This is a genomic window from Azospirillum isscasi (assembly GCF_030849505.1).
GTDB lineage: Bacteria > Pseudomonadota > Alphaproteobacteria > Azospirillales > Azospirillaceae > Azospirillum > Azospirillum isscasi.
This window is the reverse complement of the sequence record NZ_JAUJFI010000108.1, coordinates 1-20,732: the sequence shown is the minus strand read 5'-3', so window position 1 is coordinate 20,732 and position 20,732 is coordinate 1. Positions and strand designations below refer to the sequence as shown.

General features: G+C 69.7%; 16 protein-coding genes. 11 read left to right on the top strand and 5 right to left on the bottom strand.

Annotated features, from left to right (window positions below):
* Together QSG27_RS19445 and gcvA are read right to left on the bottom strand one after the other, a co-directional pair.
* Positions 1 to 463 (bottom strand): ankyrin repeat domain-containing protein (locus tag QSG27_RS19445; RefSeq protein WP_306709028.1); only part of this gene is annotated, 463 nt, incomplete at its 3' end.
* A 26-nt stretch (positions 464 to 489) separates the two neighbouring features.
* Positions 490 to 1,410 (bottom strand): transcriptional regulator GcvA, encoded by a 921-nt coding sequence (gene gcvA, locus QSG27_RS19440; RefSeq protein ID WP_306709025.1) that lies wholly within the window; start codon positions 1,408 to 1,410, stop codon positions 490 to 492.
* Between the two features lie 127 nt (positions 1,411 to 1,537).
* Here gcvA and QSG27_RS19435 point away from each other — a divergent pair, with 127 nt between their 5' ends.
* The 4 genes from QSG27_RS19435 to QSG27_RS19420 all read left to right on the top strand — a co-directional run bounded on the left by QSG27_RS19435 (position 1,538) and on the right by QSG27_RS19420 (position 4,477).
* The gene (locus tag QSG27_RS19435; RefSeq protein ID WP_306709022.1) at positions 1,538 to 1,741 is read left to right on the top strand and encodes a DUF1127 domain-containing protein; all 204 of its coding nucleotides are present in this window, start codon (positions 1,538 to 1,540) and stop codon (positions 1,739 to 1,741) included.
* 139 nt (positions 1,742 to 1,880) lie between these two features.
* Positions 1,881 to 2,276, top strand: coding sequence for a VOC family protein (locus tag QSG27_RS19430; protein ID WP_306709021.1), 396 nt, complete (start codon positions 1,881 to 1,883; stop codon positions 2,274 to 2,276).
* Between the two features lie 46 nt (positions 2,277 to 2,322).
* Positions 2,323 to 2,877, top strand: coding sequence for a twin-arginine translocation signal domain-containing protein (locus tag QSG27_RS19425; RefSeq protein ID WP_306709019.1), 555 nt, complete (start codon positions 2,323 to 2,325; stop codon positions 2,875 to 2,877).
* 28 nt (positions 2,878 to 2,905) lie between these two features.
* Entirely contained in the window at positions 2,906 to 4,477 is a 1,572-nt protein-coding gene (locus QSG27_RS19420) for a GMC family oxidoreductase (RefSeq protein WP_306709018.1), read from the top strand.
* A 94-nt stretch (positions 4,478 to 4,571) separates the two neighbouring features.
* Here the strand turns inward: QSG27_RS19420 and QSG27_RS19415 are convergent, their stop codons facing one another.
* On the bottom strand, positions 4,572 to 4,964 hold the full coding sequence (locus QSG27_RS19415) for a ribbon-helix-helix domain-containing protein (RefSeq protein WP_306709016.1): 393 nt from the start codon (positions 4,962 to 4,964) through the stop codon (positions 4,572 to 4,574).
* A 563-nt stretch (positions 4,965 to 5,527) separates the two neighbouring features.
* Between QSG27_RS19415 and glf the strand changes: the two genes are divergently transcribed.
* The 4 genes from glf (at position 5,528) to QSG27_RS19395 (ending at position 13,958) form a co-directional block, all read left to right on the top strand.
* Positions 5,528 to 7,831: a UDP-galactopyranose mutase gene (gene glf, locus QSG27_RS19410; protein WP_306709014.1), complete on the top strand. Its 2,304-nt coding sequence runs from the start codon at positions 5,528 to 5,530 to the stop codon at positions 7,829 to 7,831.
* Positions 7,832 to 7,887: 56 nt separating this feature from the next.
* Positions 7,888 to 9,036 (top strand): beta-glucosidase, encoded by a 1,149-nt coding sequence (locus QSG27_RS19405; RefSeq protein WP_306709012.1) that lies wholly within the window; start codon positions 7,888 to 7,890, stop codon positions 9,034 to 9,036.
* Positions 9,033 to 10,799, top strand: coding sequence for an ABC transporter ATP-binding protein (locus QSG27_RS19400; RefSeq protein ID WP_306709010.1), 1,767 nt, complete (start codon positions 9,033 to 9,035; stop codon positions 10,797 to 10,799). Before QSG27_RS19405 ends, QSG27_RS19400 begins: the two co-directional genes overlap by 4 nt.
* Positions 10,800 to 11,000: 201 nt before the next feature.
* Entirely contained in the window at positions 11,001 to 13,958 is a 2,958-nt protein-coding gene (locus QSG27_RS19395; RefSeq protein ID WP_306709008.1) for a PAS domain-containing protein, read from the top strand.
* A 51-nt stretch (positions 13,959 to 14,009) separates the two neighbouring features.
* Here the strand turns inward: QSG27_RS19395 and QSG27_RS19390 are convergent, their stop codons facing one another.
* Positions 14,010 to 15,320, bottom strand: a complete 1,311-nt coding sequence (locus QSG27_RS19390) for a solute carrier family 23 protein (RefSeq protein ID WP_306709006.1) — start codon at positions 15,318 to 15,320, stop codon at positions 14,010 to 14,012.
* Positions 15,321 to 15,629: 309 nt separating this feature from the next.
* On the opposite strand from QSG27_RS19390, the gene QSG27_RS19385 reads away from it, so the two are divergent.
* The 3 genes from QSG27_RS19385 to QSG27_RS19375 all read left to right on the top strand — a co-directional run bounded on the left by QSG27_RS19385 (position 15,630) and on the right by QSG27_RS19375 (position 18,606).
* Positions 15,630 to 16,646 carry a sensor domain-containing diguanylate cyclase gene (locus QSG27_RS19385; RefSeq protein WP_306709005.1) on the top strand — a complete coding sequence of 339 codons (1,017 nt, stop codon included), beginning with the start codon at positions 15,630 to 15,632 and terminating at the stop codon, positions 16,644 to 16,646.
* A gap of 196 nt (positions 16,647 to 16,842) precedes the next feature.
* Entirely contained in the window at positions 16,843 to 18,351 is a 1,509-nt protein-coding gene (locus QSG27_RS19380; protein ID WP_306709004.1) for an FAD-binding oxidoreductase, read from the top strand.
* A gap of 87 nt (positions 18,352 to 18,438) precedes the next feature.
* Entirely contained in the window at positions 18,439 to 18,606 is a 168-nt protein-coding gene (locus QSG27_RS19375) for a hypothetical protein (RefSeq protein ID WP_306709002.1), read from the top strand.
* 6 nt (positions 18,607 to 18,612) lie between these two features.
* Here the strand turns inward: QSG27_RS19375 and QSG27_RS19370 are convergent.
* Positions 18,613 to 20,732: putative bifunctional diguanylate cyclase/phosphodiesterase (locus QSG27_RS19370; RefSeq protein ID WP_306709000.1), on the bottom strand; the 2,120-nt coding region annotated here is incomplete at its 5' end.

The window sequence follows — 20,732 nt, the reverse complement described above, 5'->3', positions numbered from 1 at the left end:
GGCCGCGGGCGTCCCGCGCGTCCGCGTCGGCGCCGCGGGCGAGCAGGAACTCCACCATCTCCACCCGGTCGAACATGGCGGCGGTCATCAGCGCCGTCCGCCCGTCCGGCCCGCAGCCGTCCACCGCCGCCCCCTCCTCCAGCAGGGCGCGCAGGACGGCGCCGTCCCCCTTGAAGGCGGCGGCGGCCAGCGGCGTCTGCCCGCGGTCGTTGGCCAGCTCCGGATCGGCGCCGTGACGCATCAGGGTGCGGGCAAGCTCGGCATGGCCGTGGTAGCTGGCCAGCATCAGCAGGCTGTCGCCCTTGTCGTTGCGCAGGTTGGGCGGCAGGCCCATCTCCAGCAGCTCCGCCAGTTCGGCGGTGCATCCCGTGCGCGCCCAGTGGAACAGCTTCCCGGCGAAGGCGATGGTGTCCTCGTCCAGTTCGCTGGCCGGTTCCTTGGCCGGTTCCCTTTGCGGCTCCATGGCGGCTCCCCGGGTCGAAGGTCGGTTCAAACCGGTGAAACAACCGCCATGGCGCTTTGTTGCACCATCTCCTCCCGCGCCTCCTCCAGCAGCCAGCCGCGGAAGGCCGCGGCGGCGGGGCGGTCCTGCATCCCCTCCGGGCAGACGAACCAATAGCTGCCGGACGACGCCTCGATCTCGGGAAAGGGCAGGACGAGGCGGCCCGCCGCCACATCCTCCGCGCACAGCATGCGGTCGGCGACGGTGGCGCCCATCCCGGCGGCGGCGGCCTGCAGCGCCGGGTCCATGGCGTCGAACACCGCGCCCTGCCGCAGCCCCTCGAAGAAGGGCAGCCCCGCCGCCGCCAGCCACGCCCTCCAGTCCTGCCCCTCCGAACAGCCGTCCAGCAGGGGGATGGAGCTGAGATCCAGAGGCGTCCGCAGCCGCTCCGCCAGGGCCGGCGGGCAGACGACGGTCAGCCGTTCCGGCAGCACCTCGACCGCGGAGAGGCCGGAAGGCACCTGCCGGCAATAGGCTATGGCGGCGTCGAATTCCTGCGGGTCGAACTCCAGCCTGGTGCTCCAGGCGACGGTCACCCGCACCTGCACGTCGGGGTGCCGCGCCTGGAAGCGGACCAGCCGCGGCATCAGCCAGCGGATTCCGAAGGAGAAGGCCACCCTGATCCGCAAATCCCGGCCCCGCGCCGCCAACCGCGCCGCCGTCCCGGCGATGCGGTCGAAGGACTCCGACAGCACCGGCAGCAGGGCGCGCCCGTCCTCCGTCAGCTCGACCCGCCGGGTCAGCCGCCGGAACAGGGGAACGCCCAGCCATTCCTCCAGCACCATGATCTGCCGGCTGACCGCGCCCTGCGTCACGCACAGCTCGTCCGCCGCCCTGGAAAAGCTCTCGTGCCGGGCCGCCGCCTCGAAGGCGCGCAGGGCGTGCAGGGGTGGGAGGGCGCGCCGCATGGGATCCGTCCATGAATGAGTTCCACTCATCCATCCTATGAGAAAGCATGGTTTGTCGTCCACGCGCCGCCGCGCGATTTTCCGGGTCCTGGGAACCACCGGTTGGCGGGAGGGCCGTATGACGGGCATGAGCGGAACGCACGACAAGCGCAGGAGCGGAACCACCGCCGGCCCCGCCGCCGCCTCCTGGCTCGTCCGGCTGCATCGCTGGCGGGAGCGGCGGGCGCTGCGCCGCGCGCTGGCCCGCATGGACGCGCATCTCTGGGCCGATCTCGGCTTCGACGAGACGACAGCGCGGGAGGAGATGGAAAAGCCATTCTGGAGGGCGTGACCGGCCCCCGCCTTCGCACCCCGCACCGTCCGGGCTACCCCCTCAGCGTCCGGCCTGTAGTAGATACTTACTGCCAAGCCAACAATCAGTGTCACTAACATTCAGGCTGGAGCCACCCACCGGAACGGAGCCAGCCACCATGGCCAAGGCCATCCACATGATGATCCGGGTCCTCGACGAGGAACGGTCGCGGGACTTCTACGCCCGCGCGTTCGGCCTGGAATGCGCCGACCGCTACGCCTTCGACGGCTTCACCCTGGTCTATCTGCGCAACCCCGAAAACGATTTCGAGATCGAGCTGACCATCAACCACGGGCGCAGCGAACCCTACGCCCATGGCGACGGCTACGGCCATCTGGCCGTCTGCGTGGACGATCTGGACGGGGAGCACCGGCGCTTCACGGCGCTCGGCTACGGCCCCAACCCGATCAAGGAGTTCGCGCGGGACGGCGCGCTCATGGCCCGCTTCTTTTTCGTCCAGGACCCCGACGGCTACAAGATCGAGGTCCTCCAGCGCCATGGCCGCTACCGCTGACACGGCGGTCCCGAAGCAAGAATCATAATGGTTATGGGAGGAAGCGATGCGTTCTTCGACGAACCCCACCCTGAAGCCCCCTATGGACCGGCGCGCCTTCCTGGCCGCGTCGGCCAGCGCCGCCGCCGCGGCGGCCATCCTGGTGTCGGGCGGGACGATCCTCTGCCCGCGGGAGGCGTGGGGGTACGAGACCAAGGCGCTGGCGCCGGAGACCATGCGCTCGCTGATCCGGGTGTCGCGGGACATCTACCCGCACGACCGGCTGGCCGACCGCTTCTACGCCGTCGCCATGAAGGCCCAGGACGAGAAGGCCGCCGCCGACGCCGCCCTGAAGGATCTCTACGAGTCCGGCATGGCGAAGCTCGACCGGCTGGCCAAGGCCAAGCACGACGCGCCCTACGCCGAGGTCGGCTGGGAGGCCGACCGGGTCCGCCTGCTGCACGAGATCGAGGCCGATCCCTTCTTCCAGACGGTGCGCGGCGGGCTGGTGACCGGGATCTACAACAACCAGGAGGTCTGGCCCCTCTTCGGCTACGAGGGAGAGAGCGCGGCCAAGGGCGGCTACATCGACCGCGGATTCAACGACCTCGAGTGGCTCTGACCACCGCTTCGGGAAGGATGTTTCAGCCATGGCAGCGAAATTCGACCTGAACGACGACGGCGTCGTGGTGATCGTGGGCTCGGGGGCGGGCGGCGGCACGCTGGGCACGCAACTGGCGCTGAAGGGCATCAGGACGGTGATCCTGGAGGCCGGCGGCCGCCACAACATGGAGGATTTCCAGAACGACGAGTGGGCCAGCTTCGCCCAGATCTCCTGGCTCGACCCGCGCACCACCTCGGGAAGCTGGCGGGTGGCGCGGGACTTCCCCGGCCTGCCGGCCTGGATCGTCAAGGCGGTCGGCGGCTCCACCGTCCACTGGGCGGGCGCCTCGCTGCGCTTCCAGCCGCACGAGTTCAAGACCCGCACCACCTACGGCGAGGTCGCCGGCGCCAATCTGCTCGACTGGCCGCTGACGCTGGAGGAACTGGAACCCTGGTACGCCAAGGCGGAGGACCGCATGGGCGTGACCCGCACCAACGGCATCCCCGGCCTGCCCGGCAACAACAACTTCAAGGTCCTGAAGGCCGGCGCCGACAAGCTGGGCTACACGGAGTGCCACACCGGCAACATGGCGATCAACTCGCAGCCCCGCGACGGGCGCGGCTCCTGCCAGCAGATCGGCTTCTGCTTCCAGGGCTGCAAGTCCGGGGCGAAATGGTCCACCCTCATCGCCGAAATCCCCAAGGGCGAGGAGACCGGAAAGCTGGAGGTCCGCGCCAACGCCCAGGTGCTGAAGATCGAGCATGACGCCAAGGGCAAGGTGACCGGCGTCGTCTACGCCGACAAGGACGGGGCGATCCAGCGCCAGAAGGCCCGCATCGTCGCGGTGGCCGGCAACTCCATCGAAAGCCCGCGCCTGCTTCTGAACTCCGCCTCCGCCATGTTCCCGGACGGGCTCGCCAACTCCTCCGGTCAGGTGGGGCGGAACTACATGCGGCACATGACCGGCTCTGTCTACGGGGTGTTCGAAAAGCCGGTGCGCATGTACCGCGGCACCACCATGGCCGGCATCGTCCGCGACGAGGCCAAGCACAAGCCCGACCGCGGCTTCGTCGGCGGGTACGAGATGGAAACCCTGTCGCTGGGCCTGCCCTTCATGGCCGCCTTCCTCGATCCCGGCGCCTGGGGGCGGGAGTTCACCTCGGCGCTCGACGGCTACGACCACATGGCCGGCCTGTGGCTGGTGGGCGAGGACATGCCGCAGGAAAGCAACCGCATCACCCTGCACGCCGACAAGAAGGACAAGTACGGGATGCCCGTCCCCAACGTCCATTTCGACGACCATCCCAACGACGTCGCCATGCGCCAGCATGCCCACCGGCAGGGCATGGCGCTGTACGAATCGGTGGGGGCCACCCGGGTCTTCCCGACGCCGCCCTACCCGTCCACCCACAACCTCGGCACCAACCGGATGAGCGAGAAGGCAAGCGACGGCGTGGTGAACAAGTGGGGCCAGACCCACGACGTGGCGAACCTGTTCGTGTCCGACGGGTCGCAGTTCACCACCGGCGGCGCCGAGAACCCGACCCTGACCATCGTGGCCCTGGCGCTGCGGCAGGCCGACTACATCGCCGGCCAGATGGCGAAGAACGCGATCTGACCGCCCGCTTTTTCCCTCCTCCATGTCCGGTCTCTCGGAGCCCCTCTCTTCCGCCTCTCTCTTCCGGGCGGGGGAGGGGGGCCTTCTTTTGCCCTCACGCCGTCTCGCGTTCCTTCTCGGCGGCGTGCAACGGGGCCGGAAGTCCCGCCGGAAGGCCGGCGGCGGCCACCGCGGCAAAATCGGTGCGGGCCTCCCGCTCCAGCTCCTCCACGCAGGGGCGGTGGCCTTTCACCTCCTGGGCGTAGGTCAGGCAGGCGCAGCGCAGCAGACCGGCGAAGTTGCGCCGCTCCACCCCGCGCGCCAAGACTTCATCGTGCAACTTTGACAGGAAACGGCCAAGCGACACACCCTGCATCGCCGCGATTTCCTCCAGCGCGTCCCAGAAGGCCGCTTCCAGACAGACGCTCGTCGAATGACCGCTGAGGCGGACCCGCCGGGTTACCATGCGGAAGCGCTCGGGGTCCTGACCGGCGAAAATTCGGCACATCCCTTGTCTCCTCCCAGACTGCCGCGATTCATTGAATGCACTATGCGCTGAAAATCTGTAACACGCACCAACTTCCCGAAATCACGGCCCCCGCAGGTTGAGAATGGGGAAGTCGACGTCGATGAATCCGCGCGACCCCAAAAGATCCGACGACGCCAAGTCTTTCCCATCTCCCTCCCCCGCCCGCTGAAATAAGCGCTTACCCCGGCCAACCCGCCGCGAAAGGACTAGCTTTGAAAATTCGGGGAACGGTTTTGCCCAGCGCATTTCTGTCACGGAACCCACCCTGCCCGACCCCGTTATTGGTTTCCGGTTTTCGACGCCAATCCGCTGCGCCGCAAAAATCCAATGTATTCGTGGCGAACCTCCGGCGACACCACTGAAGAGAGGACGGAAGCATGAGTTGGGCCGGCCAACACCAGTTCCCTATCGGCAGAAACCGAAAAAGAACCCGTCAGACCGCCGACTCTCCACGCTCCACGAGCACCAGTTCACCCCAGCAAACCCTGATCTGCTTTTCACACCTGCGCTGGAGCTTTGTTTACCAGCGCCCGCAACATCTTATGTCGCGGTTCGCACGCGACCACCGCGTGCTGTTCGTCGAGGAACCGATCCGCAACGACACGCCCGAGCCCTGGCTGGACGTGCGGGAGGATGAGGGCGTCCATGTCCTGGTTCCCCGCCTTCCCGCCGGCCTGGACGGCCACGAGGCGGAAACCGCGCAGCGCCGGCTGCTCGACCGCCATCTGGCCGAGGAGGGCGTGACCGAGCCGATCCTCTGGTACTACACGCCGATAAGCCTCGGCATCTCCGGCCATCTGCGCGGGGCGCTGGTCGTCTACGACTGCATGGACGAGCTGTCGGCCTTCCACGGCGCCCCGCCGGAGCTGGTGGAGCGCGAGCGGCAATTGCTGGCGCGGGCCGACGTGGTGTTCACCGGCGGCGTCAGCCTGTACGAGGCCAAGCGCGGCCTGCACCCCAACGCCCACCCCTTCCCCAGCAGCGTGGACGTCGCCCATTTCGCCGCCGCCCGCGGCATCGCGGAGGAGCCCGCCGACCAGGCGGCCATCCCGCATCCGCGGCTGGGCTTCTACGGCGTCATCGACGAGCGGCTGGACATCGCCCTGCTGGACGCCGCCGCCGCCGCGCGGCCCGGCTGGCAGTTCGTCCTGGTCGGCCCGGTGGTGAAGATCGACCCGGCCCGGCTGCCCCGCCGCCCGAACATCCATTACCTCGGGCCGAAGAGCTACGACGACCTGCCCCATTATCTGGCGGGCTGGGACGCCGCCCTGATGCCCTTCGCGCGCAACGAATCCACCCGCTTCATCAGCCCGACCAAGACACCGGAATATCTGGCCGCCGGACGCCCGGTCGTCTCCACCTCCATCACCGACGTGGTGCGCGGCTATGGCGGCAGCGGCATCGTGCGGATCGCCGACGCGCCGGAGGACTTCGTCGCCGCCGCGGAAGCCGCCCTGGCCGACGCCGCGGACCCGGAACGGCTGCGCGCCACCGCGGACCATGTCCTGCGCGACATGTCCTGGGACAAGACCCAGAGCCGCATGAGGGCGCTGATGGAGCAAGCCCGCCAGCGCGGGCGCGCCGCCCCCCCGGCCCACCGCCCGGCGCCCGTCATCCACGCGGCCAAGCACGCCAACGGGCGCGCGGCGGGCCGCCGGTCCGGTTTCGACTATCTGATCGTCGGGGCGGGCTTCGCCGGCAGCGTTCTGGCGGAACGGCTGGCGGCGGGGCTGGACAAGCGGGTGCTGCTGATCGACCGGCGCCCGCACATCGGCGGCAACGCCTACGATCACTACGACGACGCGGGTGTGCTAATCCACCGCTACGGCCCGCACATCTTCCACACGAACTCCCAGCACGTCGCCGATTACCTGTCGCGCTTCACGAAGTGGCGCCCTTACGAGCACCGTGTGCTGGCGCGGGTGGACGAACAGCTCGTCCCCATCCCGATCAACCGGACCACCGTCAATCGCCTGTATGGCCTGGACCTCGACGAGGCCGGCGTCGCCGCCTTCCTGAAGAGCCGGGCGGAGCCGGTGGCCGATGTCCGCACGTCGGAGGACGTGGTGGTTGGCGCGGTCGGACGGGAGCTGTATGAAAAGTTCTTCCGCGGCTACACCCGCAAGCAATGGGGCCTCGACCCGTCGGAGCTGGACAAGGCGGTCACCGCCCGCGTGCCGACGCGGACCAACGACGACGACCGCTATTTCGGCGACAGCTTCCAGAACATGCCGCTGCACGGCTACACGCGGATGTTCGAAAACATGCTCGACCACCCGAACATCAAGGTGATGCTGAACACCGATTTCGACGACGTGCGGGACGAGCTGGCTTATGACCGCGTCGTCTTCACCGGCCCCATCGACGAGTATTTCGGCCACCGCTTCGGCAAGCTGCCCTACCGCTCCCTGACCTTCCGGCACGAGACGGTGGACCGGGAGTGGTTCCAGCCCGTCGCCGTGGTCAACGAACCGTCGGAGGCGGTGCCCTACACCCGCGTCACCGAATACAAGCATCTGACCGGGCAGCGGCACCCGAAGACCAGCATCACGTATGAATACCCCTCCGCTCAGGGCGATCCCTACTACCCGATCCCCCGCCCGGAGAACCAGGAGCTGTTCCGCAAATACCAGGCGCTGGCGGACGGCACGCCGGACGTGATCTTCCTGGGCCGGCTGGGCACCTACCGCTACTACAACATGGATCAGGTGGTGGCGCAGGCTCTGGCGGTCTACGCCCGCATCGAGAGGGAGGAACCGCAGAGCCGCGGCCTGACCGCCGCCGCGCGGGCCTTCGGCTCGCTGGGCGCGGAGCGGGACGTGCGGGTCGCGGGGATGGGGGATTAGGGGAGCGCCGGCCCCCCTGCCCCCACCCGAACGCCCCCAAGACACAAGAGTCCCCCATGCACACCCCCACCCTGTTCGACGGCTTCTTCCTTGGCGGCTTCGAATGCTCGACGCACCGGCGGCACGACGGGCGCCGGTTGGACCTGATCGCGGCGACCGGGCACGACCGGCTGGCCGCGCAGGACTACCGCCGCATGGCCGCCCACGGCATCCGCACCGTGCGCGACGGCGTGCGCTGGCACCGGATCGAGACCACGCCGGGCCGTTACGACTGGTCCAGCCTGCTCCCCATGGTCCGCGCGGCGCGGGAGGCCGGCGTCGGTGCCGTCTGGGACCTCTGCCACTATGGCTGGCCGGACGGCATCGACATCTGGCGCCCCGCCTTCGTGGAGCGCTTCGCCCGCTTCGCCGGAGCCGCCGCGGCCCTGCTGCGCGACGAGGGCGTGGAGGCGCCCGCCTACTGCCCGGTCAACGAGATCTCCTTCTGGGCCTGGGCCGGCGGCGACATGAAGCGCTTCAACCCGATGGCCGAGCGGCGCGGCTTCGAACTGAAGCACCAGCTCGTCCGCGCCAGCATCGCGGCCATCGACGCGATCCGCGCCGCCGACCCGCGCGCCCGCATCGTGCAGGTCGATCCGGTCATCCACGTCCTGCCCCGCCCCGACCGCAAGGGCGACGCCGGGGCTGCGGAGGCCGCGCGGCTGGCCCAGTACGAGGCGTGGGACATGATCGGCGGCCACGCCTGGCCGGGGCTGGGCGGCAAGCCGGAGTATCTGGACGTGATCGGGGTCAACTATTACTCCGACAACCAGTGGTTCCTGAAGGGCGGCACCATCGGGCGGGACGACCCGCGCTACCGCCCCTTCGCCGACATCCTGGCGGAGGTGCACCAGCGCTACGGGCGCCCGGTCCTGGTGGCGGAAACCGGAGCCGAGGGGAACGCCCGCGCATCCTGGCTCGACTATGTGACGGAGGAGACGGTGACGGCCCTGCGCGCCGGCGTGCCGGTGGAGGGGATCTGCCTCTACCCCATCCTCGACTATCCCGGCTGGACCAACGAGCGCCATTGCGAGACCGGCCTCTACGGCCTGTGCGGCGAGGACGGCGGGCGCCGCCTCCACCAACCGCTGGCCGACGCTCTGGCGCGCGGGCAGGCCCGCATCGGCGCTCTGCTCGGCCAGCCGGAATTCCAGGCGGCGCAATGAGGCGGCACGACAAGGACGCCATCCCGGACCGTCCGGGCCGTTTCCTGCTGCGCTACATCCGGCGGCGGCCCTGGTCCTTCGGCGGGCTGTTCTCGGTGATCGTGGCCGCCGCCGGCTGCGCGGTCGCCGTGCAGTACGGGATGAAGCTGCTGATCGACGCCATGGCCTCCCCCGACCGGGCGGCGGCGGACGTGTGGACTCCGCTCGGCCTGTTCCTGGGCTTCATCGCGGCGGAGAACGTGCTGTGGCGGCTCGGCGGCTGGCTCGGCTGCCGGACCGTGCTGGCGACCGGGGTGGACATGCGGCTGGACCTGTTCCAGCACCTGACCGGCCATTCGATGCGCTACTTCTCAGAGCATCTGGCCGGGTCGCTCGGCAACCGCATCGCCGCCACCGAGGCCGCGGCGACCACCATCTTCCGCACCCTGACCTGGAACATCGTCCCGCCGGTCACCGATTTCCTGGGGGCGGTGCTGGTGCTGCTGACCATCCATTGGGGCATGGCGGCGGCGCTGGTGCTGTTCGCCCTGGTGGTGGCGGTCGCCATCGTCGGGCTGGGGCTGCGCGGGCGGGCGGTGCACCACGCCTACGCCGAGCAGTCCGCCCGCACCAACGGCGAGCTGGTGGACGTGGTGTCCAACGTCTGGACGGTGAAGGCCTTCTCCGCCCGCGGGCGGGAGCGGGAGCGTCTCCACCGCGCCTTCGACGTGGAGGCCGGGGTGCACCGCCGAAGCTGGATGCATCTGGAAAAGACCCGCGTCGTCCATGACGCCTGCCTGTGGGTGATGGCCGGGTCGATGCTGCTGTGGGCGCTGCTGCTGTGGCGGGACGGCACGATCACCACCGGCGACGTGGTGATCGTCAGCGCGCTCACCTTCCGCATCCTGCACGGCTCCCGCGACCTCGCCTTCGCGCTGGTCAACGCCACCCAGCAGGTCAGCGCCATCGACGAGAGCCTGCGGGTGATCGCCCGCCCGCACGACGTGCTCGACCCGGTGCCGGCCCGGCCCGCCGCGCCGGGCGGCGGCGCCATCGCCTTCGACGCCGTGTCCTACCGCTATCCGGAGGGGCGCGGGGTGCTGGAGGATTTCAGCCTGTCCATCCCGGCGGGGCAGAAGGTCGGGCTGGTCGGGCCGTCGGGGGCCGGCAAGTCCACCCTCATCAGCCTGATCCAGCGGCTGGACGACGTGCAGCGCGGCGCCATCCGGATCGACGGCCAGCCGCTGACCGATCTGGCCCAGGACGACCTGCGGGCCAAGATCGCCGTGGTGCCCCAGGACATCGCCCTGTTCCACCGCCCGATCCTGGAGAACATCCGCTACGGCCGCCCGGACGCCAGCGACGAGGAGGTGTTCGAGGCCGCGCGCCACGCCTTCTGCGACGGCTTCATCCGGCAATTGCCGGAGGGCTACGGCACGCTGGTCGGCGAACGGGGCGTGCGGCTGTCGGGCGGACAGCGGCAGCGGCTGGGAATCGCCCGCGCCTTCCTGAAGGACGCGCCGATCCTGATCCTGGACGAGGCGACCTCGGCGCTCGACACCCAGTCGGAGCAGGAGATCCAGACCGCACTGGCCGACCTCGCCCGGGGGCGGACGGTGGTCGCGGTGGCGCACCGCCTGTCCACCGTGTCGGCCTTCGACCGGGTGCTGGTGCTGGTGGACGGGCGCATCGCGGAGGACGGCCACCCCGCGGAATTGCGGCGGCGCGGCGGTCTGTTCAACTCCCTGTGGCAACTCCAGGCGCGGGGCTTCGCGGCGGAGTAGCCGCGGTGCGTGGCACGGAAGCCGCATCGGCCGGAACGGCTAGGGAAGGCCGCCCTTCGACGGGCTATCTTTCCGGGCGTCGTGTGTTAAGACACCAGACGCAACCTCGCCGCGGCCCGAAAGCCCAATGAAAGCCCCGATCGACGCCGAAACGTCAAAGACTCCGCCCGTCATTCCGTCCAAACACGTCGGAGCCGGCGCATGACGGATCGGCCGGCGACCGGCGGCGACCTGGATTTTCTTTCCGGCGGTGGCGAGATGGGGGAGCGGATGCGCGCCCACGACTGGGCGTCCACCGCGCTCGGCCCGCCGGAAGGCTGGCCGCAAAGCCTGCGCACGATCGTCAGCGTCGTCCTGTCCTCCCGTCAGGCGATGTTCGTCGCCTGGGGGCCGGAGTTGTCCTTCCTCTACAACGACGGTTACGTGCCGCTGTTCGGAACCAAGCACCCGGACGCGCTGGGCCGCCCCTTCGCCGCGGTGTGGTCGGACATCTGGCCCCAGATCAAGCCGCTGGTGGACCGCACCCTGGCCGGCGAGGCGTCCTGGTACGAGGATCTGCTGATCCCCATGGAGCGCCGCGGCTTCCGCGAGGATGCCTGGTTCACCTTCTCCTACACCCCGGTGCGGGGCGAGGACGGGCGCATCCCCGGCATGTTCTGCGCCGCCGTGGAGACGACCGCCCAGGTGCTCGCCGCCCGGCGCACCGCCTTCCACCTGGAGTTGGAGGGCCGGCTACGCCAGCTTTCCGACCCGTTCGAGGTGGCGGCGGCGGCGGAAGAGGCCCTGGGCCGTCATCTGGGCGCCAGCCGCGTCGGCTATGGGGTGGTGGACGAGACCGCCCGCTTCTTCACGACGGAGCGGAGCTGGACCGACGGCACCGTCGATCACCACGCCGGCACCCATGACCTGCTGGCCTTCGGGCCGGAGCTTCTGGACACGCTGCGCAGCGGCGTAACGGTGACCATCCACGACGCCGCGGCGGACCCGCGCTGCGCGGCGCCGGACCGGCAGGCCGCCTTCGCGGCGCTGGACCTCGCCGCCGTCATCACGGCCAGCCTGGTGAAGAACGGGCGGATGGTCGCCGCCCTCTACGTCCACCACCGGAATCCGCGGCAATGGCGCCCCGACGAGGTGCGTCTGGTGGAGGAGGTGGCGGAGCGCACATGGTCCGCCCTGGAGCGCGCGCAGGCGGAGGGGTCGCTGCGCCGCGCCAACGCCCGGCTGGCCGCGGAGGGGGAGCAGATGCGCGCCCTCTTCCGGCAGGCGCCCAACTTCATGTGCGTGCTGCGCGGCCCGGACCATGTGTTCGAGCTGGCCAACGACTCCTACCGGCGGCTGGTCGGCGACCGCCCCCTGATCGGCAAGCCGGTGCACGAGGCCCTGCCGGAGATCGCCGGCCAGGGATTCTTCGAGCTGCTGGCCCGCGTGTTCGACAGCGGGGAGCCCTTCCTCGGGCACGCCCTGCCGGTGCGGGTGGTCCGCCACCCCGGCGCCCCGGTGGAGGAGCGCTTCATCACCTTCGTCTACCAGCCGATCAAGGACGCCGATGGGCGGGTGACCGGCATCTTCTGCGAGGGCAGCGACGTCACCGAGGCCAAACGGGCCGAGGACGCGCTGCGCGACCTGAACGCCACGCTGGAAAAGCGCGTCGCGGAACGCACCGCCGACCGCGACCGCATTTGGCGCCTGTCCACCGACGTCATGCTGGTCGCCGGTTTCGACGGCACCATCGGCGCCGTGAATCCGGCCTGGACCAGCCTGTTGGGCTGGGCGGAAGAGGAGCTGGTGGGGCGCAGCTTCTTCGCCTTCGTGCATCCGGACGATCTGGAGCGCACACGGGGCGAGGCATCGCGGCTCGGCGCCGGCCACATCGTCCCGCGCTTCGAGAACCGCTACCGCCACAAGGACGGGCGCTATCTCTGGCTGTCCTGGATCGCCGTGCCGGACGACCGCTTCATCCACGCCGTGGGCCGCGACGTCACCGCACAGAAGGAGGCGGACGCCGCCCTGCGGCAGGCCGAGGACCAGCTTCGCCAGGCGCAGAAGATGGAGGCGGTCGGCCAGTTGACGGGCGGCGTGGCCCACGATTTCAACAACCTGCTCCAAGCGCTGGAAGGCTGCCTGTCGATGATCGGGCGCCGCACGGAGGAGCCGCAGGTCCATGCCCTGCTCGACGCCGGGCAGCAGGCGGTGGGGCGCGGCGCGAAGCTGGTGCAGCAGCTCATGGCCTTCGCCCGGCGGGACAGCCTGCGCCCGGCGTCCATCGGCGTGCGGGAGCGGATGCACGCCATGTCGGCTCTGCTGGAGCGGGCGCTGCGCGCCGACATCGCGCTGGATCTCCGCTTCGCCGAGGAGCTCTGGCCCGTCGAGGCGGACCCGACGCAGTTCGAGCTGGCGGTCATCAACCTCGCCGTCAACGCCCGCGACGCCATGCCGGCGGGCGGGCGGCTGACGGTGGAGGCGGTGAACACGGTCCTGCCGCACGGCGATCCGCGGGGGGTGGAGGGGGACTTCCTGCACCTGTCCGTGTCGGACACCGGCTGCGGCATGACCGCCGCGGTGGCCGCCCGCGCCTTCGAGCCGTTCTTCACCACGAAGGACCTCGGCAAGGGGACGGGGCTTGGGCTGGCCCAGGTCTACGGCCTCGCCCGGCAGGCCGGCGGCACCGCCTGGATCGACAGCGCGCCGGGCCGGGGCACGACGGTGCATCTGCTGCTCCGCCGCTCCGGCATGGCGCCGACGCCGGTGGAGATGGCGCCTTCCCCCGCCGGCCTGCTGCTGCCGGACGGGCCGCGGCGCAACGGCTGCGTGCTGGTGGTGGAGGACGACCCCATCGTCGCCATGACCGTCAGCACCGCGCTGGAGGACGCCGGATTCGCCGTGCTGTCCGCCGCCACGGCGGAGGAGGCGCTGCCCTTCCTGTCGGGCGACGGGGTGGACGTGCTGTTGAGCGACGTGGTGATGCCCGGCGGGATGAGCGGCATCGACCTCGCCCGCGAAGCCCGCGAGCGGCGGCCCGGCCTGCCGGTCATCCTGGCCACCGGCTACAGCGAGGACATCGCCCGCGCCACCGGCATTCCGGTTCTGGCGAAGCCCTACCGGATCGACGATCTAGTCGGGCGGATCGACGCGATCCTGGCGGACGAGGCCGGGGAATGAAAAAGGGCGGAGCCCCGCGTGAGGCTCCGCCCTGGCAGACCGGATGTGGGATCAGATGTGGTCGGAGGACAGGATGGCCTCGGCGTCGCCGCCGGTGCCGCGGCCCGGCAGGACCGCGTTCAGGACGACGCCCATCAGCGCCGACAGCGCCATGGAGGAGACGACGAAGCCGCCGTCGCCGAACTTCAGCGACGCGCCGCCGATGCCGATCACCAGGATGGTCGAGGAGATCAGCAGGTTGCGCTTGTCGCCCAGATCCACCTTGCCCTCGATCAGCGTGCGGATGCCCGACGAGGCGATCACCCCGAACAGCGCGATGGACACGCCGCCCATCACCGCCGTGGGAATGCTGGACAGGAAGGCCGACAGCTTGCCCACGAAGCCCAGGATGATGGCCAGCGTCGCCGCCCCGCCGATCACCCACACGCTGAACACGCGGGTCACCGCCAGAACGCCGATGTTCTCGCCGTAGGTCGTCGCCGGGGGACCGCCCAGCGCGCCCGCCACCATGGTCGCCACGCCGTCGCCGAACACCGAGCGGTGCAGGCCCGGATCGGCGATGAAGTTGCGGCCCACCACGCGGCTCAGCACGATCTGCCCGCCGATGTGCTCGGCGATGGTGACCAGCGCCACCGGCGCCACCAGCAGGATCATCGCCCAGGCCGACACGCCTTCCTTCATGCCGGAGAACAGCAGGTGAAAGTCCGGCATCCGCAGGAGGGGCGCGGCGGCGACCGGCCCGAAGTCCACCATGCCGAAGACCACACCCAGCACATAGCCGGTCAGGATGCCCAGCAGGATCGGCACCACGGTGAAGAAACCGCGCAGCACGATCGAATAGAGGAAGATGCTGCCCAGCGTCGCCAGCGCCAGCAGGAAGTGCGGCAGGCTGTACTCGCCGCCGCCCGCCGTGTTCTGCGCCATGCCCACGGCGACCGAGGCGAGGCCGAGGCCGATCACCACGATCACCGGCCCGACCACGATGGGCGGCAGGATGGCCAGCAGCCAGCGCACGCCGAAGGCGCGGATCAGCAGGGCGACGGCCACATAGACGGCGCCCGCGGCGCAGGCCCCGACCAGCGCACCGCCGGTGCCGCCGATCTGGGTGGCGGCGACGATCGGGCCGATGAAGGCGAAGGAGGAGCCCAGATAGGCGGGCAGCCGCCATTTGGTGAAGGCCAGATAGATCAGCGTGCCCAGGCCGCTGGTGACGAGCGCCACCGACGGGTCGAGGCCGGTGAGGATCGGCACCAGAACGTTCGCGCCGAACATGGCGAACAGGTGCTGGAGGCTGAGCAGGAGGAAGGTGGCCGGCGGCGGACGGTCGTGAACGTCCAGCACCCGGTCGCGCGGTGCTGTCATGAACTGCGGTTCCCGTAACGGTGGTTGCGGGGAAAGGGTTACTCCGCGGCGGCATGCCCGGTCAAACGCCACCATGCGGAATTTTTCGGCGAACCGCCCACCCCATGACCCTGCTTCCGCCCCGCCCGGCCCCCGCGGGCGGGACCGCGCCCGGCGGCAACTCCGTTAAAGTGAAATCATTCATTCGTTGCCTAACCATCGCCCTTTCGTTAGTATGGGATTTAATAAAAATTCCCATTATTGGACGTGAAGCTGCGCGCCTGCTCGTGTCGTGAGGGCGGCGCGCCTGTTTTTAGAGTGGCGGACCGCATGGCTGACGAACTGTTCGTTCAACTCACCGACACCCTTTCGTCGGCGAAGACCGTGGAGGAGCTGACGCGGCCCCTGCTGTCGCTGCTGGAGCTGGTGACGGAGCTGGAGGCCACCTACCTCACCCGGATCGAGCTGGAGCACGGCATCCAGCGCATCCTCTTTTCCCGCAACACCAAGACCCTGAACATTCCCGAAGGGTTGGCCGTTCCGTGGGAAGGCACGCTGTGCAAGCGGGCGCTCGACGAAGGAAAGCTCTACACTGACGACGTGCCGAGCTGCTGGGGCGACTGCGAGGCCGCGGCGGCGCTGGGCATCCAGACCTATGTCAGCACGCCGGTCCGTCTGGACGACGGCAGCCTGTTCGGCACGCTCTGCGCCGCCAGCTCGGACAGCAAGCCGCTGACGCCGAAGGGGGAACAGGTGCTTCGCCTGTTCGCCTCGCTGATCGCCCTGCATGTGCAGCGCGAACAGCTTCTGGCCCAGTTCCGGGAATTGAACGCGACCCTGGAATCCTATTCCTACACCGACGCGCTGACCAGCCTGCCGAATCGGCGCGCCATCGTCACGGAATTGCGCCGGATGTTCGCGCTGGGCGGACGGGCCAAGCAGACCGTGCTGATCAGCTTCATCGACCTCGACGGCTTCAAGGCCATCAACGACACCTACGGGCACGAGGCCGGCGATGAATTCCTGATCGAGGTGGGGCGGCGCATCGCCCCCGGTCTCCGGGCGGGCGATGTTCTGGGCCGCCTCGGCGGTGACGAGTTCATCATCGTCGGCATGGGCGCCACGCCCGGCGCGGAGGGGGACGCCGCCGCCGAAGCCCTGCGGGACCGGGTGGCGCCGCTGATCCGCGGCCCCTACAGCCTGAGCGGCTGCTCCTTCGACTATCCGGGGGCGAGCATCGGGGTGGTCAGCGCCGACCCCGCCTCCACGACGCCCGACGACGCGCTGCGCGCCGCCGACGCCGCCATGTATGTCCAGAAGAAGATCCGGCGGGCGGTGGCCTGCTGAAACAGGGCGGCCGCCGCGGACGGAACCGCTGAGACCGAAGGCGTCGGATCTTCAAGGGGGCACCGCGGCCAACCCGCACCACCCGCTCCGGTGGATTTTCGGACAATTTTTCGTCCATGACGTGCGCATCGCTTCCCCATAAGCCCCAGAAGCTGTATAGAATACCCCGATAATCCGCCTGGGGAGGGGAAAGCCGATGTTCAATGTTGCGCCGCCGAGCCGCCGTACGTTCCTGGTCGGTGCCGGTCGTTTCGCCGCCGCATCGGCGCTCACCAGCGTCCTTCCGTTCCCCGCCGCCGCGGAAGCCGGCAACCGGCGGATCGCCGCCTCGGCGCTGAAGGATCTGGCCGGGGCGGTGCAGGGCGGCGTCGTGCTGCCCGACGATCCGTTCTTCGGCGACTACGCCCGCCCGAACAACCTGCGTTTCCGGACTCTTCCGACCGCCATCGCGCGCTGCGCGAGCGAGAAGGACGTGCAGGCCTGCGTCGCCTGGGTGAGGAAGCACGGCGCGCGCTTCGCCGTGCGCAGCGGCGGGCACAACTACGCGGGCTTTTCCACGACCCCCGGCCTGCTGATCGACATGACGCCCCTCAGCACCATCACCGCCCTGCCCGGCGGGGACGGGCTGGTCAAGGTGGGCGGCGGCGCCCTGAACGGCATGGTCTATCAGGCGCTCGAACGGCTGAACCGCACCGTCACCCACGGGCGCTGCACCACCGTGGGCGCGGCGGGGTTCCTGCTGGGCGGCGGCATCGGCTTCAACATGCGCATGTTCGGCATGGGCTCGGACCTGTTGCAGTCCACGAGCATCGTCACGGCGGACGGCGCCCTGCATTCCGACATCCAGGAGAGCGGCGCCGGCAGCGACCTGTTCTGGGCCTGCTGCGGCGGCGCCGGCGGGAATTTCGGCATCAACACGTCCTTCACCCTGCGCACCTTCCCGGTGGAGACGGTCACCTTCTTCGACGTCGCCTGGACCGCGGATGTGGACGAGGTGCTCTACACCCTGCTGACGCGCCTGGCGGAGGCGCCGCCGGAGTTCGGCAGCAAGATCAGCGTCACCAAGCCGGCGCGCGGCAGCGGCAGCCAGCAGCTCACCGTCTCGATCCTCGGCCAGTTGCACAAATGCGGCACGACGGTCGAGGCGATCATCGGCCCCGTTCTGGAAAAGGCGTCGAAGAAGACGATCACCCCGGACATGCCGTACTGGCCGGCGCAGGATCTGCTCAGCGAGTTCACCTACCCCTACTTCTACCAGGAGAAATCCTCCTACATGAAGGCGGCGGACATCACGCCCTCATCCGTCGCCGCCATGATCGGGATGGCCCGCCTCATGCCGGGCACCTGCATGGCCAACGCCTTCAAGTTTTTCCAGGTCGGCGGCAAGGTCAACGCCACGCCCGCCGGCGCCACCGCCTACGTCCACCGCGGCTACGACTGGCTGTTTTCCTCCGAAGTGAACTGGTGGGACCGCAAGGACCCGAAGTCGCTGGTGGACGAGAATCTGGCTTGGCAGGAGCGGTTCTACGCCGCCGTCAACACGGCCACCAAGGCGGTGGGCGCCTTCCAGAACTTCCCCGACCCCTCCCTGAAGGACTGGTCGAGCGCCTATTACGGGGGCAACTACGCCCGGCTGCGGCAGGTGAAGACCGATTACGACCGGACCGACCTGTTCACCTACCGGCAGGGCATCAAGCCCCTGTAAGGGGGCCGCCGGCGAAGAATCCCGGCGCAAAGGCCACCTTCACCTGTTATCGTTGCAGGAAGCCTCTCGCGCCATGGGGGTACGGGCATGGATGACAACAAGCTGATCGCCTACATCGGCCGGCTGAAGGAACAGATCGCCACCCTGCGCTCCACCGACTTCACCACGCCGGAGGAGCGCGTGTCCTGCGAGGCCGTGGCCGACAGCCTGGAACTCGTCGTGCGCGAGTTGACGGACCTCATCGAGATCCGCTGACCCGCCTCACGCCGGTTCGTAGAAACGCGCCAGTTCGGACGCCGGGACCGGGCGCCCGATCAGGTAGCCCTGGAGCTGGTTGCAGGACTCGTTCTTCAGCAGGGTGCGCTGCTCCTCCGTCTCCACCCCCTCGGCGGTGACGGCGATGTCCAGGCTCTTCGCGAGCGCCAGGATGGTGCGGATGATCGACAGGGATTCGCGGCTCTCCGCCATCAACTGGACGAAGGAGCGGTCGATCTTCAGCTTGTCGAAGGTGAATTTCTGAAGGTAGCTGAGGCTGGAATAGCCCGTGCCGAAATCGTCCAGGGCGATGCGCACCCCGGCAGCCTTCAGGGCGCTCAGCGCCGCCAGGGCGCGTTCGGTGTCGTCGATCATCACGCCCTCGGTGACCTCGATCTCCAGCCGGTGCGGCGCCAGCCCCTCCTCCTCCAGGATGGCGAGGACGGTGGCGGGAAGGTCCGAATGGCGGAATTGGATCGGCGACAGGTTGACCGCCACCTTGACCGGGGCGGGCCAGGTCCGGGCGTCCCGGCAGGCGGTGCGCAGCACGAACTCGCCGAGTTGCATGACCAGCCCGCTCTCCTCGGCCAGCGGCACGAATTCCGACGGCGGGATCATGCCGCGCACCGGATGCTTCCAGCGCACCAGCGCCTCGAAACCCAGGATGCGGCGCGTCCGGCAATCCTCCAGCGGCTGGTAGTGGACGCAGAGCGCGCCGTCGGCCAACGCCTGGCGCAGGTCGCGCTCCAGGCCGCGGCGGGCCTGAAGCCGCTCGTCCATCGCCGCCTCGAAGAAGCGGAAGGTGCCCCGCCCCTCCGACTTGGCCCGATAGAGGGCGGTGTCGGCGTGCTGGAGGAGCGGCTCGGCTTCGGCGCCGTCCTGGGGGAACAGGGCGATGCCGATGCTCGCCCCGACCGTCATCCGCTGGCCGTCCAGGTCGGCGGGGGCGCCCAGCGCCTTCACCAGCCGGTCGGCCAGGGCCAGCGCCTCGCCCGGCTGGGCGATGCGTTGCAGGATGGCGAACTCGTCGCCGCTCAACCGCGCCACCGTGTCGTGGCCGGAAACGGCGTCGAGAAGCCGGCGCGCCATCTCCTGCAGCAGCCGGTCGCCGGCGGGGTGGCCCAGCAGATCGTTCACCGCCTTGAAGCGGTCCAGGTCGAGATAGTGTACCGCCACCCCAGTCCGCTCCGCCCCGGTCCGCTCTACGCTGGCCAGCGCGACGTTCAGCCGGTCGAGGAACAGGGAGCGGTTCGGCAGGCCGGTCAACAGGTCGTGGTTCGCCATGTGGCGGATGCGCTCCTCCGCCCGCTTGCGTTCCCGGATGTCGCGGACGGCGACGACGCGGGCCGGACGGCCCTCGTGCGTGATGTCCTGCCCGTGCGCCTCCACCATCACCGGCGTCCCGTCGGCGTGCAGCAGATCCACCTCCACCCGGTTGGAGGTCGGTTCGGCCAGCCTCGTCTCCACCTCGGCGCGGCGGTTCGGCGCCACGAAGCGCAGCATGGACTGGCCGATGAAACGGCCCGGCGGCTCGCCCAGCAGTTCCGCCATGGCGCGGTTGACGTCCAGGATCACGCCCCCGCGGTGGATCACGATGCCTTCCGTGGTGGCGTCGGCGAGCTGGCGGAACCGCTCCTCGCTGGCGCGCAGCCGGGCCGCCTCGTGCGCCGCCCGGTCGGCCAACCGCTGGTCCACGATCGCCCCGGCGAGGCCCAGCGCCATGACCACCGTCGCCGCCACCGCGATGGCGACCGCCAGCAGGCCCGGCGCCATGATCTGGTCGGACATGTCGTGCAGCGGATCGGGGATCAGCGTGACGCCGGCCATTCCGGTGAAATGCAGCCCGCAGATGCCCAGCGCCAGCAGAACCGCCCCCGTGGCGAGCCCCTTCAGCGATCCGGTCCGCAAGGCGGCGGTGAAGCCCGCCCCGCCCAGCAGCACGCCCGACGCCAGCGCCGCCACGGCGTAGCCCGTGTCGTAATGCAGGTTGGCCGGCACCTGGAGCGCCGCCATGCCGGTGAAATGCATGGCCGTCGCCGCGGCCCCGGCGATGGCGCCGCCCAGCGGCGCGGCAAGCCGCCCGCCGCCGATGGCCCGGCGGATGCCCACCGCGGCGCCGCCCATGT

Excerpts from the sequence above, each read along its gene's own strand:
- gcvA (WP_306709025.1), bottom strand. The coding sequence starts at position 1,410 with ATGCGGCGCGCCCTCCCACCCCTGCACGCCCTGCGCGCCTTCGAGGCG.
- QSG27_RS19435 (WP_306709022.1), top strand. The coding sequence starts at position 1,538 with ATGAGCGGAACGCACGACAAGCGCAGGAGCGGAACCACCGCCGGCCCC.
- QSG27_RS19430 (WP_306709021.1), top strand. The coding sequence starts at position 1,881 with ATGGCCAAGGCCATCCACATGATGATCCGGGTCCTCGACGAGGAACGG.
- QSG27_RS19425 (WP_306709019.1), top strand. The coding sequence starts at position 2,323 with ATGCGTTCTTCGACGAACCCCACCCTGAAGCCCCCTATGGACCGGCGC.
- QSG27_RS19420 (WP_306709018.1), top strand. The coding sequence starts at position 2,906 with ATGGCAGCGAAATTCGACCTGAACGACGACGGCGTCGTGGTGATCGTG.
- QSG27_RS19415 (WP_306709016.1), bottom strand. The coding sequence starts at position 4,964 with ATGTGCCGAATTTTCGCCGGTCAGGACCCCGAGCGCTTCCGCATGGTA.
- glf (WP_306709014.1), top strand. The coding sequence starts at position 5,528 with ATGTCGCGGTTCGCACGCGACCACCGCGTGCTGTTCGTCGAGGAACCG.
- QSG27_RS19405 (WP_306709012.1), top strand. The coding sequence starts at position 7,888 with ATGCACACCCCCACCCTGTTCGACGGCTTCTTCCTTGGCGGCTTCGAA.
- QSG27_RS19400 (WP_306709010.1), top strand. The coding sequence starts at position 9,033 with ATGAGGCGGCACGACAAGGACGCCATCCCGGACCGTCCGGGCCGTTTC.
- QSG27_RS19395 (WP_306709008.1), top strand. The coding sequence starts at position 11,001 with ATGACGGATCGGCCGGCGACCGGCGGCGACCTGGATTTTCTTTCCGGC.
- QSG27_RS19390 (WP_306709006.1), bottom strand. The coding sequence starts at position 15,320 with ATGACAGCACCGCGCGACCGGGTGCTGGACGTTCACGACCGTCCGCCG.
- QSG27_RS19385 (WP_306709005.1), top strand. The coding sequence starts at position 15,630 with ATGGCTGACGAACTGTTCGTTCAACTCACCGACACCCTTTCGTCGGCG.
- QSG27_RS19380 (WP_306709004.1), top strand. The coding sequence starts at position 16,843 with ATGTTCAATGTTGCGCCGCCGAGCCGCCGTACGTTCCTGGTCGGTGCC.
- QSG27_RS19375 (WP_306709002.1), top strand. The coding sequence starts at position 18,439 with ATGGATGACAACAAGCTGATCGCCTACATCGGCCGGCTGAAGGAACAG.